8 protein-coding genes and 1 pseudogene are annotated in these 16989 nt (G+C 60.4%); 3 read left to right on the top strand and 6 right to left on the bottom strand.

The window, feature by feature from the left end; translation table 11 throughout:
• Nucleotides 1-163 precede the first annotated feature (163 nt).
• The 6 genes and pseudogenes from KHO31_RS12875 to KHO31_RS40010 all read right to left on the bottom strand — a co-directional run.
• Entirely contained in the window at nt 164-1276 is a 1113-nt protein-coding gene (locus KHO31_RS12875; RefSeq protein WP_211623483.1) for a hypothetical protein, read from the bottom strand.
• Nucleotides 1273-2790 (bottom strand): Hpt domain-containing protein, encoded by a 1518-nt coding sequence (locus tag KHO31_RS12870; protein WP_236071237.1) that lies wholly within the window; start codon nt 2788-2790, stop codon nt 1273-1275. The genes KHO31_RS12875 and KHO31_RS12870 overlap by 4 nt, the downstream gene beginning before the upstream one ends.
• A 9-nt stretch (nt 2791-2799) precedes the next feature.
• On the bottom strand, nt 2800-3408 hold the full coding sequence (locus KHO31_RS12865) for a response regulator transcription factor (RefSeq protein ID WP_211623482.1): 609 nt from the start codon (nt 3406-3408) through the stop codon (nt 2800-2802).
• Between the two features lie 497 nt (nt 3409-3905).
• Nucleotides 3906-5009 carry an OmpA family protein gene (locus KHO31_RS12860; RefSeq protein ID WP_211623481.1) on the bottom strand — a complete coding sequence of 368 codons (1104 nt, stop codon included), beginning with the start codon at nt 5007-5009 and terminating at the stop codon, nt 3906-3908.
• A 96-nt stretch (nt 5010-5105) separates the two neighbouring features.
• Nucleotides 5106-13271 carry a YadA-like family protein gene (locus KHO31_RS39835; RefSeq protein ID WP_407945934.1) on the bottom strand — a complete coding sequence of 2722 codons (8166 nt, stop codon included), beginning with the start codon at nt 13269-13271 and terminating at the stop codon, nt 5106-5108.
• A gap of 228 nt (nt 13272-13499) precedes the next feature.
• Nucleotides 13500-13628: pseudogene (locus tag KHO31_RS40010) on the bottom strand (ESPR domain-containing protein); the annotation flags it as partial.
• 589 nt (nt 13629-14217) lie between these two features.
• Between KHO31_RS40010 and KHO31_RS12850 the strand changes: the two are divergent.
• The 3 genes from KHO31_RS12850 to KHO31_RS12840 are packed head-to-tail and all read left to right on the top strand — an operon-like array spanning nt 14218 to nt 16935.
• Complete coding sequence (locus KHO31_RS12850) at nt 14218-14508, top strand: Flp family type IVb pilin (protein WP_211623479.1); 291 nt, start codon at nt 14218-14220, stop codon at nt 14506-14508.
• A 25-nt stretch (nt 14509-14533) separates the two neighbouring features.
• Nucleotides 14534-16060 carry a pilus assembly protein TadG-related protein gene (locus tag KHO31_RS12845; protein ID WP_211623478.1) on the top strand — a complete coding sequence of 509 codons (1527 nt, stop codon included), beginning with the start codon at nt 14534-14536 and terminating at the stop codon, nt 16058-16060.
• Nucleotides 16057-16935 carry a hypothetical protein gene (locus KHO31_RS12840; protein ID WP_211623476.1) on the top strand — a complete coding sequence of 293 codons (879 nt, stop codon included), beginning with the start codon at nt 16057-16059 and terminating at the stop codon, nt 16933-16935. Before KHO31_RS12845 ends, KHO31_RS12840 begins: the two co-directional genes overlap by 4 nt.
• Nucleotides 16936-16989: the final 54 nt, after the last annotated feature.

The following is a 16989-nucleotide window of genomic DNA, read 5'->3' as shown; positions in this document are numbered from 1 at the left end:
TTGGTCGGGCTTTTTTTTTGCGTGTTGAGTTGCGTTGGGCCACATGGGCAATGCACTGGAAAGCGGTCAGATAGCAAGTCTTGTTTCCGCCACCGAAAGGGCGACAGCTCTCCAATACCTGAGGAAAGTTGCGTACATATCTTAAGGAAAATTCGCCATACGTTTACTGTCCGCCGCGGTCGGTGTGAAAAGCACCTGGATTGTCGGTAATCCGGCGTTGCGTCATGTGCTCGTTCCAGTTGTTGTCAACGGGCGCAGTGGCGCGCATGGTTGGAGACGGCCGGCGCTGCTGAGCGGCCCAGTTCAGCCACGATGCATCGTCCGACAAAGCATCGTCGTGTGAACGCGATGCGCTGGCGGCCCATTCGGGCTGCCTCGACGGCGCGGGTTGCATAGCAGGACGCGTCGCGCGGTTCAACGCGACGCGTTCGTTGACGTGCGCTTCGCTCAAGCGTGCCATCTTGACTCGCTTCGTGGTTTTTTCCGCCGGCTTGACCGTATCGCTGTCGCCGGCAATGACACGCACGGCCCGTTTCGGCACTGCGTAAGACAACGAGGCGGCTCGGTCGATCTGCCTGGGCACGGCCGCAGACGCCGCAGCAGATTGTGCAGACCCCCGCGGTTGAGCTGAAGACAGCGGCGTGACTTGCGCGACCATCGGCGCGTCAGCCGCCGCCGGAATCGTTGGCACCGCTTTCGCAACCTCAGCAGTCGTGGGAGCCGCAGGTTTCTGAGCAGCGACCTCTTCTACCGGCTTATCCGCAACGGTCGGCTTGGCGACGCTTTCCGGATGGTCGACGAGCGGCCGGGCGTCCGCCAGAACCGTCGGCGCTACCAACACCGGTTTCGATTTCTCCGCGTCCTTCATCGCACACGTCGCAAGCAGCCAGGCCAGCGCGATGCCGCATCCGACGAAGATCGATGCCCCGAGAACGTGATCCGAACGCGATGAACGAGGGCGCACCTTGGCCGCCTCGCGATCGAGATAGCCCTTCGCTTCAGCCATGGCCGTATCGAATCGCGAATCCACACGTTGCGGCGGCGCCTTGTAGAACAGAATGTGTTTTACGCCCGGAGGAAACGGACTGGAACGCGGCGGCCGAGCAGTGCCCAGCGGCGCCTGTTGTGACATTTGCTGTGAAGTTTGCCGAGCCGCATCGCGTGTCGCCTGTCGCGCAGCGCGGCGCCGCGAACCGAACGGTGGCGGCAAGCCGTCGAACGGCCGCGGCTTCGGAATCGCCAGATCGCCTTCGATCAAGGCCAGCGGTCGGTTCATCGTACGCTGCTCCGGTGTGGGTCAATCGTTATGTCGAGTTGCATCATCAAGGTTTTGGCGCGCCTCACGAGCACGTCGATTGAGCCGGCGTCATGCACAAGCTGGGAAGCGTTCGCGCCCTGCAGCGCCTCCATCAAACTGCGTGCGCCAACGAGGCCTACCGCGCCGCTCAGGCGGTGCAGCAGGGCGCGCAACCCGTCGATATCGCGCTGGTCATGCGCGCTGTACAGTCGCGCCAGGTCGTCGTCCATCGAACGGCGCCAACCGTGTAAAAACGCGTGGAGATCGATACCTTCTTCCGAAAGCGCATTGAGATAGCTGCGCTCGAAGGGTTCGAGCAAAGCGCTTTCGGATGCTTCCACCGGTTGCGTGACGAAGACGGGCTGGGGCATTTCCGCTTCCCGCGCCGGTTCTTCATACGCTTCCCATCGCTCGACGGTGACTGGCGCGCTGAATAAGGCGTGTATGTAGGAATCTGCTACACGGCCAACTGAAAGCTCGCCATGCATGCGCTGCGCGAGTAGTTGACAGAGCGCCAGATCGCCGTCACGGCCGAAATGCGCGACGTCCGCAAAGGGTTCAACCGTACCTGGCCCGCAAGGCTTCAGGTCAGCCGCGTCAACGGTTGCTGCGTCGACATCCGTCACGAAGATAAAAATGCGCTGCGAGGCGACATTGAGTGGTTCAGTACTAACACTCACCACAATCTGCTCATACCGAGTGAGGCGAACCGCGCGGCTCACCAGATGAAAGACAATCTGACCGAGCCGGCCGCTGTCGGCGAGGATATACATGGCCACGGTTCGATCGATGTTGGCGCTCAAGCGCAGCCCTTGCTGCGCCGCTGCTGGTGCCAACAACGTGAGCACGCCTTCGATGAGTTCGCGCAGATCCGTCACGCTTTCATCGAGAACGAGGGTGCGCGACGCTAGTTGCGAAGCATCCACCAGGTCATGCAGCGTTTGGGCCCATGTCCGCAGCGCGGATTGAATCACGCGCAGCTTGGCGCGTTGAGTGGGCGGCAACGCAGTTGTTTCGACCGATTCAAGCAGGCCCGCGATCACAGTCAACGGGCCGCCCGAATAGTGGTGCATTGCGTCGACCAGCCGAAGGCGTTCTCGCGTCACGCCGGCATTCACCTGCGTGGACGCTGCGTTGCCGGCGGTCTGCTCCCGCGTTTCGACTGCGCAGCAGCGGCTTTTCCGTTTGCCCTCGACGCCGTTCAACTTCTGTGCAGCGCGCATCAGCACAGAGCGAGCCAGCCATCCGCCAACCAACACTACGATTGCCAGACCCGCGAGCGCAAGTTGCCACGTTTGCCCCTCAGGGGCTGCAGCGCCGGGTAGCGGTGCCGCATTGGCGCGCACCGAGACCATGCACAGCAGCGCGAATGCAAGGACGCCACCCAACGCCGTCGCCACGCGGATCGAAGCGAGACGCGCCGTACACGCAGCGCGCGGCGCGCGGCTGCGCGCACTCGCAGAATAACCGAGCAAGCGCATCTTGTTCATCATCTTGAACGCTCAGTCGATCAGCCGGTGCAGCGAGGCGAACTCGATCAACGCGGCCAACGAAGACAAACCCAGTTTTTCCTGAATACGGCTCTTATACGTGCTCACCGTCTTGTCACTCAGAAATAGACGGCTCGCGATATCCCGGTTGCTCACGCCACGCGCCAGATATTGCAACACCTCCACCTCGCGCGCCGACAGTGTGTTTAATCCGTTTTCCTGCGCCGAATTTGCGGTATCGGCCGGAAAGCAGTCATAGCCGAACAACACGGACTTCACGGCGGTAATCAGCTCACTGATTTCCCGCCCCTTGCCGACATAGCCATTTGCGCCGGCAACGCGCGTATAACCAGCCATCACGTGCTCCGGTTTAGCTGATAGAACGACAATGCTAATTTTGGTGTTAAGCGCCCGAATACGACGGATCATCGACAAACCGTCAAGCCGCGGCAAGTCCAGATCAAGAATGACCAGATCGGGATTTTCGGTGAGGACCATTTTCAGACCATCCTCACCATCGCCACACGCACCGACGAGTTCCACTTCCGGGTCGCTGCTCAGCACGCTGGCTATCGTTCCACGGATCATCGGGTGATCATCAATAATCACAATTCTCTTCATTTATCGCTCCACTCTTTAATCACTAACCAATGGGCGCATACGCGAATCGAATTAGCCCAGACTGTGAATCGAACAAAATTTTAACAATAAGGATGACAAATTTTTTCGACTCGATGGTTTGATAATTCCGCAACATTCGCAAGAATTCTCCTACCCCCGCGGATTTAAAAGCCCCTACGCGAAAACGCTGGTTCCAAACGCTTGAAATCGAATTATTCGCGTGCTACCTGTGGCCAACTGGAAAGGGAGGAGGTGCTGCGGCTTCGGGCACGGCAGCATGTTTGATGGGTGTAGTCCGCCGTTGATGACGTGGCGAACCTGACGTGAAGTTGGGTAAGAAGCGAGCGCAAACCTCGTTCGCGCTCGTGAGAAAGAACCTCGCCGTAGCGCACGAGATACTCAGGCACCGTAACGATTGAGTTGATTCCGATTGATACGTGCTGCAGTACTACCGATCAAAAGGAATGGCCGCACCGAAAAGGCGCGGCCATCCGCTGTTACTGCCCCTGCTGCTGTATCTGCTGCACCTGCGGCACAGCCGTTGCCTGCGCATTGCTGCTGCGCGCAAAGTCCAGCTCCACCCGGCGGTTGGGCGCCAGGCAGTCGATCAGCGCCTGCTGGCCACGGTTGCTACACTGCACCACCGGCTCTTCCTTGCCTCGGCCGCGTGCGCTCATCGGCGTGTTCACACCACCGCTCTGCAGATAACGCTTCACCGTCTCCGCACGCTTTGCCGACAGCTGACGGTTGTAGCTGTCGCTACCCAGGCGGTCCGTATAGCCTTCGATACGGATGCTCGTCACATCATCCACCTGCCGAAGATCGTGCACCAACTGGTCCAACTTCGCCTTGCCACCCGGCAGCATGCCGGCCAGGTCGCCCCTGTCGAACCGGAAGGTCGCGTCCGCCTGCAACGTCATCTTCTGCGGGATCGGCGAAGCGACAGGCGCAGCCACCGGCGGCGGCGTGCAGGCCTCGAGCGCCGCGCCGATACCCGGCACGCCCGTCTCGACACCATCCACCAGACGCTGGCTCTCACTGAAATCACGCGTCCACGCTTCATGGCCCGCGTGAATCAGCTCGACTTCCGAGCACGCCGTCAGCCGCTGCGCTTCCTGGCACTGCGCGAACAGCGGCGAGGTCTTCGCAGCAAGGATCTGCTTCCACAGATCCGGGCGCACCACTGAAGCGGTGCGCAACTCCGGGTTGTCGACCGAAAGTCCCTGCCCGGTTTCGAGCGCCGTGGTCAGCCGGTTCGCTTCGTACAGCGCCTCTTCGACGAAGCCCCAGCCGTCGCGAGCGGACCGTTCGTCGCGCGCGGCGTTGACCCAGCACTGTGCCTTCTCGCCAAAATAGTTGGCCTTGCGCTCACCGAGCGCGTTCAGCCGCGTCTGGATCGCCGTGAGCGCCGCGCCGTTGTGCGCCCCGCCGTAGGTCTGGATCCACTGCGGCGTCACTGCCCCGGCGGCCTGGCTCTGCGTCGCGCTGAACCCGGTTTGCAGGACGGTCGGGTCCTGGATCTGCAGGCGGTCTCGCGTCGCGGACGACGAACAGCCTGCCAGCATCGCGGCAAGCGCGATGGCAATCAATGAATACTTCATGTCTGTTTCTCATGGAAAGAGGGTCGCACGGAAGCTTCCCGTGCGACCCAGACAGCTAACGTTTCAGACTTCTATTCAAGGCCTTGCGGCCTTGCCTTAGTTGCCCAGAACGATGCCGATACCAGCGCGGACGATGGTGCTGTTGCCACCCGAGGAGGACACGCCAAGGTTGTAGTTGATCGTGCCCTTCTCATTCCAGCGGGACACGCCCAGACCAACAGCCTGGTAACCACGGTAGTTGGCAACACCCGCGTTCAGCGTGGTACGACCCGGCAGGTACGGCGTGACGATATTCAGCGCCGATGCCGAAGCAATACCCTTGGCTGCACTGCGGTCAACGTTGTTGATGGACTGCTGCATGCCACCCATCGCGTTGTTCAACTGACCAAGGTTGACTGCATCGGTTGCCTGCGTACCGGCAGCGACGTTGGTGATCTGACGCTCGTTACCGGCAGAGCCCACCGATACCGAGTTATCGCGATCCGTCGTCGAGTTCGCACCCAGCGCCACCGCGTTCGCGTTCGGTGCGGACGAACCGCCACCCAGCGCGACCGAGTTGTCACCCGCGGTCGTAGTGCCCTTGCCGATCGCAATCGCCTCGGTACCCGTTGCCGAGGCACCGTTACCGATTGCAATCGCGTCCGTGCCCGAAGCCACCGCCGCAGTACCACCCGTGCTGCTGTTGTCGATGTTGACGTAGGTCGTGTTACCCGCGCCGCCGTTGGAGAGGTTGTTCACCACGCTCTGGAGGCTCGAGAACTGCGAGTAGTTCACCGCGTCCGTCGCGCTCGTACCTGCTGCCACATTCGTCAGCGTCACCGGCGTCGTGGAACCCGCGCCACCCAGCGTCACCTTGCTCTTCGATGCGTCGTCGTAGGCCACGCCATTCGCCGTGCCACCGCTACCGGCGTTCTGCGCCACATACGTCTGCATCTGGCCGAAGTTGACAGCGTCGGTTGCATCGGTACCCGCAGCCACGTTCTTCAGCTGGGTCGGAGCACCGCCCGCGTTGAAGGTCACCGTGCCCTTGGTGGCGTTGTCATAGGCGATGAACGAGTTGGTCACGTTGCCCGACGTGTCGACGGTCAAACCAGCTTCCTTCAATTGCTTGAGGTTCACTGCTTCGTCGTCGCTCTTCGCGTCGGCCACGTTGGCCACCGTCACCGGCGTGCCCGTGTTGCCCAGCGTCAGCCTGTCGTGCGTCGACGTGTCATATACCACGCCGTCCGGCGAGCCGGTCGTTGCCTTCGCGTCCAACGCGGCCAACGCTGCGCCAACGCCCGTGTACGTGTTGCCGCTCACCTTATAGCTCGGTGTCGAGACCTTACCGTCCGAACCCACCGTCGAGCCGCCACCCAGTGCCGCGGCCGTGCTGCTCATCGCACCGTACAGTTGCGAGCCGTTGACGGCCTGCCTGCTGGCCGAGCTGACCTGGCCTGCTGCCACGTTGGCCAGCACCACCGGCGTCGTCGAACCGGCACCGCCAAACGTCACCTGCGCCTTGTTCGCGTCGTCATACGCAACGAATGCACTCGTTACGTTGCCGCTCGAATCGAACCCTGCTCCCAGTGCCTTCAGCTGCTTCACGTTCACCGCGTCGTTGTTCGCCACGCCATCGGCCACGTTCGATACCGTCACCGGCGTCTTTGCACCAACACCGCCCAGCGACACCTTGTCGTGCGCCGGTGTGTCGTAAACCACACCGTCGGTCGAACCGCTGCCCGCCTTGTCGTTCACTGCGCTCAACGCTGCAGCAACGTCGGTGTACGTATTGCCGTTCAGGGTATAGGCCGGTTTCGACACCTTGCCATCCGTGCCCACCGTCGCGCCACCGCCGAGTGCGGTTGCCACGCTGGAGGCTGTGTTGTACAACTGTGCGCCGTTCACTGCGTCCTTGCTGCTGGACGTGACCTGGCCGGCCGCGACATTGGTCAATGCAACAGGGGTCGTCGAAGTTGCGCCACCGAGCGTCAGCTTGTCGTGCACCGACGTGTCATAGACGACCGCGTCAGCCGAACCGCCGCCCGAAACAGCCGCGATGGCACGGCTCATCTGACCGAGGTTGACCGCGTCGTTATTTTGCGTGCCATCCGCCACGTTGATGATCTGACGTTGAGCGGTACTGCTGCCCACTGAAACCGCGTTCGCACGATCGCCGATCGCACCGCTACCCAGTGCAACTGCGCCGGCTGCCGTTACGGTCGCACCTGTGCCGAGCGCCATCGACTTCGTTGCAGCCGCGCTGGTTACAGCCTGACTGCCCATCGCGATCGAATCACCGCCGAGCGATTGCGCCTTGGAGCCAAACGCCAACGAGTTAGCTCCCTCAGCTTGTGCGTTGTAACCGATCGCGACGCCGTTGACAGCTTCATCGCTGGTCGAGGCACCCTTACCGATCACGGTCGCATTATTGGCCAGTGCAGCAGCACCTGAGCCGACGGCCGTCGTACCATCCACGCTGGCGAGCGCTTGCGCACCAACTGCCAGCGCATTTTCGCCGTTCGACACCGCCGACGGACCGATCGCCATGGCATTCAGCTTAGTGTTGTCGACCGTCGTACCTTCGCCGCCAGCCGTCACATTGCTGCTAACAGCGATGTAGCTCGTGACCGGCGTAGCACCCAACAGCATCGAGCGCACACCACTGGACTGCTGAGCAAACTGCGTTTGCAGCGCGTGCAATTGGCCAACTGTTGCGGCATCAGTATCAGTCAAACCGTCGGCCACGTTCATGATGCGCTTTTCTGAACCGCTGCGACCAATCGATACCGTGTTTTCCGCCGATACAACTGCATTTGCGCCAAGCGCCACGGAATTGTCGAACTGCGCGCGCGCACCTGAACCGATGGCGATCGCCTTGTTCGCGCTCGCGAACGAATTACCGCCGATAGCGACCGCTTCGCCGCCGTTAGCCGTCGCTGCCGATGCCGTCGACACCACCTTGATGTATTTCGTCGTGTTCGAGATCGTATTGTTAATCGAACCCACCGTTGCGGACACTGCGTCGAGCGCGGAGCCTACATCGGTGTAAGTCTGACCATCAACCGCATAGCCCGGCTTCGTTACTGTGCCGCTTGGGCTCACCGACGACCCACCACCCAACGCGTCTGCAACGCTCTGCGACACGCCGAACAACTGCGAGCCGTTCACGGCATCGCGGCTGTTGGTGGTGACAGATCCTGCGGCGAGGTTGGTCAATGCCACCGGCATTGCCACACTGCTGCCGCCCAGCGTGATCTTGTCATGCGACGAGGAGTCGTACTTCACGGCGTCAGCCGTTGCCGCACCCGTGCCAGAAACCACAGCCGCCTGCAACTGGCTGACGTTCACGGCGTCGGTGGCGGCGGCACCCGCCGCTACGTTGGTCACGCGGCGTTCGTTGTTGACCGAACCAACCGATACCTCACCCACCGGCGTGAGGCCAGACAGCGTGCCACTGGCAGCCTGGTATGCCACTGCGCCCAGATTGGCTGTCGTGGTCGCGTTCGCGCCCAGTGCCACCGAGTTTTTCGCCGTTGCCAATGCCTTCGGGCCGATCGCAACGGCATCCGTGCCAGTTGCTGACGAGTCAGCCAACGTCGAATTGACATGGAAGTACTTGATGCCCGCGCCGGTGCCGCTGGTGATGTTGTTCACCACGTTCGTGAGGTTAGTCACATTACCTGCAACGTTCGCCACGTTCGCGTTCGTCTGGAAGAGCTGCGAACCGTTGACCGCATCCGTACTCGTCGCCGACAGCACACCGGCCTTCAGACCCGTGATCGTCGTGCCGCTCGCGCCCTTCAGCGTGATCGAACCCTTCGATGAATCGTCGTATGCAACGAACGCACCCGACACGTTGCCGCTGGTGTCGAAGCTTGCGCCCAGATCCTTCAGCTGCTTCAGGTTCACCGCGTCGGTGTTGGCCGTGCCTGCTGCCACGTTCGACAGCGTCACCGGCGTCGTTGCGCCCGTGCCGCCGAACGTCACCTTGCTCTTTGCAGAGCTGTCGTATGCAACGAACCCACCCGTCACATTGCCGCTGGTGTCGAAGCTTGCGCCCAGATCCTTCAGCTGCTTCAGGTTCACCGCGTCGGTATTCGTCGTGCCCGCCGCAACGTTGATGATCTGGCGCTCCGAACCGGCCGCACCCACCGACACCGAATTCGCGCGGTTCGCTACAGAGTTTGCACCCAGGGCGACTGAACCCGATGTCGTCGCACTGGCATTACCGCCGATCGCGACCGCATCCGTCCCGGTTGCAGACGAATCCGCCAACGTCGAATTGACATGGAAGTACTTGATGCCCGCGCCGGTACCGCTGGTGATGTTGTTCACCACGTTCGTGAGGTTAGTCACGTTCGCGTTCGTCTGGTACAGCTGCGAACCATTGACCGCGTCTGTGCTCGTCGCTGACAGCACACCTGCCTTCAGACCCGTGATCGTCGTGCCGCCCGCGCCCTTCAGCGTGATCGAGCCCTTCGACGAGTCGTCGTATGCAACGAATGCACCCGACACGTTGCCGCTGGTGTCGAAGCTTGCGCCCAGATCCTTCAGCTGTTTCAGGTTCACCGCGTCGGTGTTCGCCGTGCCCGCCGCCACATTCGACAGCGTCACCGGTGCCGTTGCGCCCGTGCCACCAAACGTCACCTTGCTCTTTGCGGAGCTATCGTATGCGACGAACCCACCCGTCACATTGCCGCTGGTGTCGAAGCTCGCACCCAGATCCTTCAGCTGCTTCAGGTTCACCGCGTCGGTATTCGTCGTGCCCGCTGCAACGTTGATGATCTGGCGCTCCGAACCGGCCGCACCCACCGACACCGAATTCGCGCGGTTCGCTACAGAGTTTGCACCCAGCGCCACTGAGCCCGACGCCGTCGCACTGGCCTTACCGCCGATCGCGACCGCATCCGTCCCGGTTGCAGACGAATCCGCCAACGTCGAATTGACATGGAAGTACTTGATGCCCGCGCCGGTACCGCTAGTGATGTTGTTCACCACGTTCGTGAGGTTAGTCACGTTACCCGCAACGTTCGCCACGTTCGCGTTCGTCTGGTACAGCTGCGAACCATTGACCGCGTCCGTGCTCGTCGCCGACAGTACACCGGCCTTCAGACCCGTGATCGTCGTGCCGCCCGCGCCCTTCAGCGTGATCGAGCCCTTCGACGAGTCGTCATATGCAACGAACCCACCCGTCACATTGCCGCTGGTGTCGAAGCTTGCACCCAGATCCTTCAGCTGCTTCACATTGACAGCGTCGGTGTTCGCCGTGCCCGCCGCCACATTCGACAGCGTCACCGGCGTCATTGCGCCCGTGCCGCCAAACGTCACTTTGCTATGTGCCGACGTGTCGTACACCACCGAGTCTCCGCCCGTGCCCGTACCCGCTGCTGCGAGAGCCGTGCCGACGTCGGTATAAGTCTTGCCGCCAATGACGTAACTCGGCTTCTTGATCGAGCCATCGCCATTCACGCCCGCGCCGCCGCCGATCGCGTCGGTCACGCCCTTCAACTGGCTGACGTTAACCGCATCGGTGTTCGCCGTACCCGCCGCCATATTGATGATTTGACGCTGAGCCGTGCTGCTGCCGACCGAAACCGCATTTGCGCGATCGCCGACCGAACCAGCACCCAGTGCCACGGCACCAACAGCGCTAGCCGTAGCGCCCGAGCCCAACGCCATCGTTTTAGCTACGCCGAAGGCCGTAGACGCGTTCGTGCCGATTGCAAGCGAGTCATCGCCCTGCCCATGAGCGTTGTAACCGATGCCCATAGCGTTGACGCCTTCGGCACTTGCGTTGTAACCAATTGCCACGCCGTTGTTTGCGTCGCCGCTAGTGGTCGCGCCGTTGCCAATGACCGTCGCGTTAAGCGCCATGGCAGCTGCACCCGACCCAACGGCTGTCGTACCGTCCAGGCTGGCAAGCGACTTTGCGCCAACGGCGAGTGAATTCGCACCGTTACTTTCGGCACCCGGGCCGATAGCCATCGCGTTCAACTTGGTATTGTCGACCGACGTCGGATCCATGCCGGGGGTAATGTTCGAGCTGACCGCGATATAGCTCGTGACCGGCGTGGCGCCAAGCAGCATTGAACGCACGCCGCTCGATTGCTGGACAACCTGCTTTTGCAAGGCATTCAGCTGGCCAACCGTCGCGGCGTCCGTATCGTTAGTGCCGGCGGCCACGTTCATGATCCGCCTTTCCGAGCCGGACCGGCCAATCGAAACCGTATTGGGGTCCGTCACGACCGAGTTCGCACCCAACGCCACGGAATTGTCGAACTGGGCGCGCGCGCCCGAGCCAATGGCAAGCGACTTGGTAGCGCTAGCGAATGCGTTGCCGCCGATCGCAACCGACTCGGCTCCGTTCGCCGTTGCGCCCGATGCCGTCGACACCACTTTAATGTACTTCGTCGTACTTGCGACATTGTTATTGATATCGCCAACGGCTGTGCCCACTGCGTCAATCGCAGAACCGACGTCGTTGTACGTGGTGCCCGCGACCGTGTAGGCCGGTTTTGAAACCGTGCCGTCGGGTTGCACTGCCGAATTGCCGCCAAGCGCTGCGGCCGTGCTGGCCATCGCGCCATACAGTTGCGAGCCGTTTACTGCGTCATTGCTGCTGGACGTAATCTGGCCGGCTGCGACGTTGGTCAGAGTGACGGCAGGATGTCCTGCGGTCGTCCCGCCAAATGTCACCTTGTTGTGTGCCGACGTGTCGTACACCACGCCGTCCGTCGAACCAGAGGAAGCCTTTGCATTCACCGCGTTCAGGGCAGCACCGACGTCGTTGTAAGTGCTGCCGTCCAGTGTGTAGGCCGGTTTGGATACCTTGCCGTCCGCACCAACCGATGAATTGCCACCCAGTGCGGCTGCCACGCTGTTTGCCGTACCGTACAGTTGCGAACCGTTGACAGCGTCGCTACTGCTCGACGTGATCTGGCCCGCTGCCACGTTGGTCAGTGCGACCGGCGTGGTCGAGCCACTGCCGCGCAGCGTAACCTTGTCGTGGCTCGAGGTGTCGTATTTGACTGCGTCAGTGCCGGTGCTCGCAGATGCGAGTGCGCCGATGGCATCACCAACGTTGTTGTACGTCGTGCCATCCACCGCGTAGGCCGGCGCGCTGATCGTGTTGTCAAGCTGATTCGCCTTCGAACCACCGCCCATCGCCGCAGCGACACTTTGCGCCAGACCGTAGGTCCGATTGTCCGTGTCAATGATCAGGTTTGTCAGGGTCTGAAAGGACGAGGTGGCCGACTCCTGGAGGTTGTACAACTGCGCTCCGTTCACGGCGTCCGTGCTCTTGCCGTTAACCGCTCCCGCCTTGACGTTCAGGAGAGCGACAGGAGTCGTGGAATCAGCACCGCCCAGCGTCAGCGTGGCGTGTGTCGAGTCGTCATACTTCACCAAGTCGGGTAACGTGCCCCCAGTGACCGCGCTCGCGATCGAGGTGTTCAGTTGCTTCACGTTGACTGCGTCGGTGTCAGAGGTACCTGCAGCGAGGTTGGTTATCTGCCGTTCTGCACCGCTGCTGCCCACCGAGACAACATTCGCTCGATTCGCCAGCGAGTTCGCTCCCAGCGCAACCGAATTGTTCGCGTTCGCGGTCGCATTGCCGCCGATAGCTACGCTCTCCGCACCACCCGCGACAGAGTCGGCAAGTGTTGAGTTCGCGTGGAAGTACTTCAGATCGACCGGCGTGGGTGTCGGAGTCGGGGTCGGCGTGCCACCACTAACGGCTGCGCGCAACTGATCCAGGTTGACCGCGTCAGTGCCCGCCGTACCCGGCGCGACATTGACAATCTGACGTTCGCCGCCCGGTCTACCGACCGATACCGTATTGGCGCGAACAGCGACGGACCCCGCTCCCAGTGCTACCGCATTGGTCGCCAGAGCGGACGCCTGGTTGCCCAACGCGAGCGCGGAGCTGTTGGTCGCCTGCGCGGTCTGGCCGACCGCGACAGCGCCATTGGCAGCCGCTTGGGCACCACCGCCAATCGCAATCGCGTAGTTCCCGCCCGATGCCAACGCCTCGTCGCCAATCGCTATGTTATCCGTACCACTTGCCACCGCGTGCGGGCCGATGCCCATCGCATCCGCACCGGAAGCTACCGAGTCCGGCTTGGTCGAGGACACGTGGAAATACTTCAGGTCATTTTTCTGGTACACGTACTGATAAGCGTCTTCAAGCGAAATTCCACCGCCCGTGTTGCCCCCTGTGCCTGTACCCGTGCCACTACCACTTCCGCCGGACGCGCCAGCAAATACGCCCTTACACTCCATCTGCGCGTCCACGATACAAGTCCCTGAATACCCGCCAGTGACCGCTATTGTGTCGCCCGGCTTAACTCCGGCATTGACAGCTGACGTTATGTTAGGAACACGAAGAGTGAAATCGTGTTGTGATCCGTCGGCGTTCCAACCATCAGATATGCCAGACCCCCCAATGCTCGTATAGTCAATGCTGAAATACGCATAGGCTGAATTCACGGCGCCGAGCGCGGAGAAGAGCCCGACCGCGGAAATCGCAACATTTCGAGCACTACGACTCGATTTCTTCCCACTACCCTTCGCGGTCTCCGCAGCGGCCACATAGGTGCCCGCCTTTGCGTTCCAAACCGATTTATAAACTTTATTCATACCTGTTGCATTCCCAAAAACGGGCGAGCCCCGCTCGCAGTTAAATTTTTGAAGCCGTGTAGACAGCCACCGCAAAAAACCGATCGCCTTTCCTAAACAAACTCGATCCAGACCTTTTCACGTGCCGCGAATTTAACTGCAAGACCTATCCCCAAAAACCCAGAAATAGATGAATATGCGTGGGAATAATCTGCACGAATGTAAGACATATGCCGAAATGGGCTGATTAACCATGCCCGACCTGAAGCCACGCCGAATCAGTTCCTTCTATCAAGATATGAGGCACTATTGGCGTGCGTGACGCCGTTGCAACAGTGGTGCGCACACCGGAATCGCCCCTGCCCTTCAAGTGACTGTGCCTACCCGTAGCAACAGATCCAACTATCGCTCGGCCTGGGAAACGAACTTCGAATGTTGAGAAATTTCCCTCCCATCTAAAACCCGCCGATTCCTATACTTCGTCCCGGCACTGTTGCTCTGCATTTTGATCAGCTAATTCGTGAATTTATGTCACCATTCAAAATATCAATGCACGGTAAAACCACGCACAGACAACATGCATTTTATTAATTCACTTGAAATAGATATCATGAAACTTTCCCAAATCCGCCGTAAAAGCAAGCAACTTGGTCAAGGCATGACTGAGTACATCATCATCGTCGCACTAATCGCCGTGTCGGCAATCGGCGTCTATTCGCTGTTCGGTCAAACGCTGCGTAATCAGACCGCCGGTCTTGCCAAGGAAATGTCAGGCCAGGCAGGTACGGACAACATCAAGTCGTCGCAACAGAATGCTAACGACGCGACGAGCAACGCGAACAAGACGAAGAACATGGGCACGTACGACGCAAACAACAACATCGGCATGTCGGGCAACTAATCAGCTTGCTCTCACGATAATCATCATGAAACGCTCTGCCCGCAAGGGCAGGGCCAGGGTCGCCAGCGCTAGCGGGCAGGCGCTGGTCCCTGCTCTGATTTTCCTCTTGATCGGCAGCATCGGCCTCTATGTGGCGTTCAACTCGTTCCAGATGACGAGCGCCAAGATCAAACTCCAAAACACAGCGGACGCCGCTGCCTATAGTGCAGCCGTGCTCCAGGCACGCGACTACAACTTCTCCGCCTATACAAACCGCGCGATGATCGCCAATCAGGTCACCGCAGCGCAGGCCGTTGGTTTGAAATCCTGGATCGACGATCTGGATTCCACCTATGGCCATTCCGATCTCGACGATAGCGTGAACGGGATCGCGGATCACCCCGACCAATGGACCACGCCGAAAAATCGCGGCAAGGCTGATATTGCGCCAGTGCGCGCAACCCTGGACGCGTTGCTTCCCACACTTACAAAGGGCATTGGATCGATCAACCTGGCATTGAGCAACGCTCAGGCGAATTACCATGCCGCTGTGTTCGTCGCCGTGCCGGACACGGCCGATGCTGTTGCCCGACAAAATCAAGGCGACACGCACGTCACAAACGGCTATTTCACAGGCCCGCGCAATGCTGTTCAGTTGGCGGCATGGCAGTCGTACACGCGAACCGTCACGCCGGCAGGCACGCAAGGCTACGACCATTTCGCTGACATCGTGACCAACGAAGACACGCTTGACGATTTCGTCAAGAATCGTGATTCGACACGCAGCGTCGCGGGCTACCAGCAACTTGATGACTCCGCCAGCAAGGTTTGCCGGAACGGCGGTGGCCGTATCACCATCACAGTCTCACACGACGGCGGCACCCAATTACGCACCGACAAGAAAGGTTGGCAGTCTATTGACGCTAGCACCGCACACGTAAATATCACTTGCTTGTATGCGTTTGACGCCATTGCGGGCAGTGGCGGAAGCGCCAACGGAAACATTACGACCTTCATGTCGCGCCCGCCGTTCGCAGCAAGGGAAGACTGGCAGGGCTATGGCGACTATTACAACTTCGGCGATCACACCAGCCCGATGCCGGGTTCTCTCGTGTCGCCAGCCATGGCGAAACAATTCTTAGACGGACCCGGCACCTCCCTCGACAGTAACAACGGCGGTCTGCTGCCCTATCAGGACATGAGCGGCACACCGGTGGCAAACAAGGCCCCCCGTATCACGATTGAAGTGGAGCGCGCCGGCGACACTCTCGTAAAGACACCGGGCTTGCAAGGCGGTGGTCGCATGACGGTCCAGTCTAACGACGCCGGTGGTGTCATGCGGGCTCTGTCGAGCGCGAATGCTTATTTCGTTCGCCCGAACGAAAGTTCCTTGGGTGCAATCAGCGGCGCATTGATGCACGCAGATGCATGGGCGCGCGCTGACGGACAAACGGAATACCCGAGTCTCTTCAGTCCGTACTGGCAGGCCACGCTCGCGCCGGTCAGCAGCAGCGAACGCAGCACCGCGATGGCGACGCAAATCTCGGCGGGAGCCCCGACAGGAAAGCCATGATGCGAATCAATATCAAAAGCGCAAATCAATCTGGTCAAGCCGTTGTGGAGTTTCTGGTCGCCACAGTGTTGGTCATGAGCGTACTGTTCCTCGCCATCGTGATGCTCGGCAAATTCAATGACGTTCGCAACAAGACGCTGATGGGTTCTCGTTACGTCGCCTGGGAACGAACCGTTTGGTCGGACGGAGATCCGGAGAAGAACTTGAAAACCGATCCTACAAGTACGGAGGGTTGGTCGACCAGCTATGGCAATACAGCCGTGACAAACGGCAAGATGGATGACGAAATGCGGCGCGAATTTTTGCAGCGATTCGCCTCGGCCAACGGCACGACGATCAGCAGCGCGGACCGCAATGCTGAGTCGTTGCCGTCTGCCCAGCAGGCAATGTGGGCCGATCACAGCGGCAAACCATTTCTCAGTTCGGCCCAGGACGTCCGCGTCATCACCGCTAACAGCGAAGGACCCGCTACAAACCTGGAGCAATACACCGCATCGACATTCGGCGCGGTGCAGAGCGCCAGCGGCGGCACGTACAGCGCAAAGATGGCTCTGCCGACACGCACACTGCAAACCGGCACGCTCGGTATTGCCATTGCACAAGACAGCGATACGCTTAAGCGATTGTGGCCCGGCTTTTCAGGGCTGAGCTTCAGCGACACGAATGTGTTGCTATCGAATACGTGGCTAGCAGAGGGTAGTTCAAACGCGAAGGCGCTGTTCGCCAAGGCAGTTCCCGCGGCTAACACGATTGTGGTGCAACCGTCTCTCTATACCGGTCTGCAAAAGTACGCGCCAGAGATTACCACCACCGCCCAGCTCGAGTTCGGCCGTATTCGGCAGGACGTTGTTCCAAACGATCGACTCAGACCATGACATTCGCTCAGTTAATCGCGCGCTGCAGTTGGCTCGCGTTCGCACTCATCTCTG

The organism is Paraburkholderia domus (assembly GCF_905220705.1).
Taxonomy (GTDB): Bacteria; Pseudomonadota; Gammaproteobacteria; order Burkholderiales; family Burkholderiaceae; genus Paraburkholderia; species Paraburkholderia domus.
Note: the sequence above shows the minus strand (reverse complement) of the source record. Positions and strands in the feature narration are given on the sequence as shown.

Bases quoted from the DNA above. Each gene is read 5' to 3' on its own strand.
- KHO31_RS12850 (WP_211623479.1), top strand. From the start codon at position 14,218: ATGAAACTTTCCCAAATCCGCCGTAAAAGCAAGCAACTTGGTCAAGGC.
- KHO31_RS12840 (WP_211623476.1), top strand. From the start codon at position 16,057: ATGATGCGAATCAATATCAAAAGCGCAAATCAATCTGGTCAAGCCGTT.
- KHO31_RS12875 (WP_211623483.1), bottom strand. From the start codon at position 1,276: ATGAACCGACCGCTGGCCTTGATCGAAGGCGATCTGGCGATTCCGAAG.
- KHO31_RS12845 (WP_211623478.1), top strand. From the start codon at position 14,534: ATGAAACGCTCTGCCCGCAAGGGCAGGGCCAGGGTCGCCAGCGCTAGC.
- KHO31_RS12870 (WP_236071237.1), bottom strand. From the start codon at position 2,790: ATGATGAACAAGATGCGCTTGCTCGGTTATTCTGCGAGTGCGCGCAGC.
- KHO31_RS12860 (WP_211623481.1), bottom strand. From the start codon at position 5,009: ATGAAGTATTCATTGATTGCCATCGCGCTTGCCGCGATGCTGGCAGGC.
- KHO31_RS39835 (WP_407945934.1), bottom strand. From the start codon at position 13,271: ATGGAGTGTAAGGGCGTATTTGCTGGCGCGTCCGGCGGAAGTGGTAGT.
- KHO31_RS12865 (WP_211623482.1), bottom strand. From the start codon at position 3,408: ATGAAGAGAATTGTGATTATTGATGATCACCCGATGATCCGTGGAACG.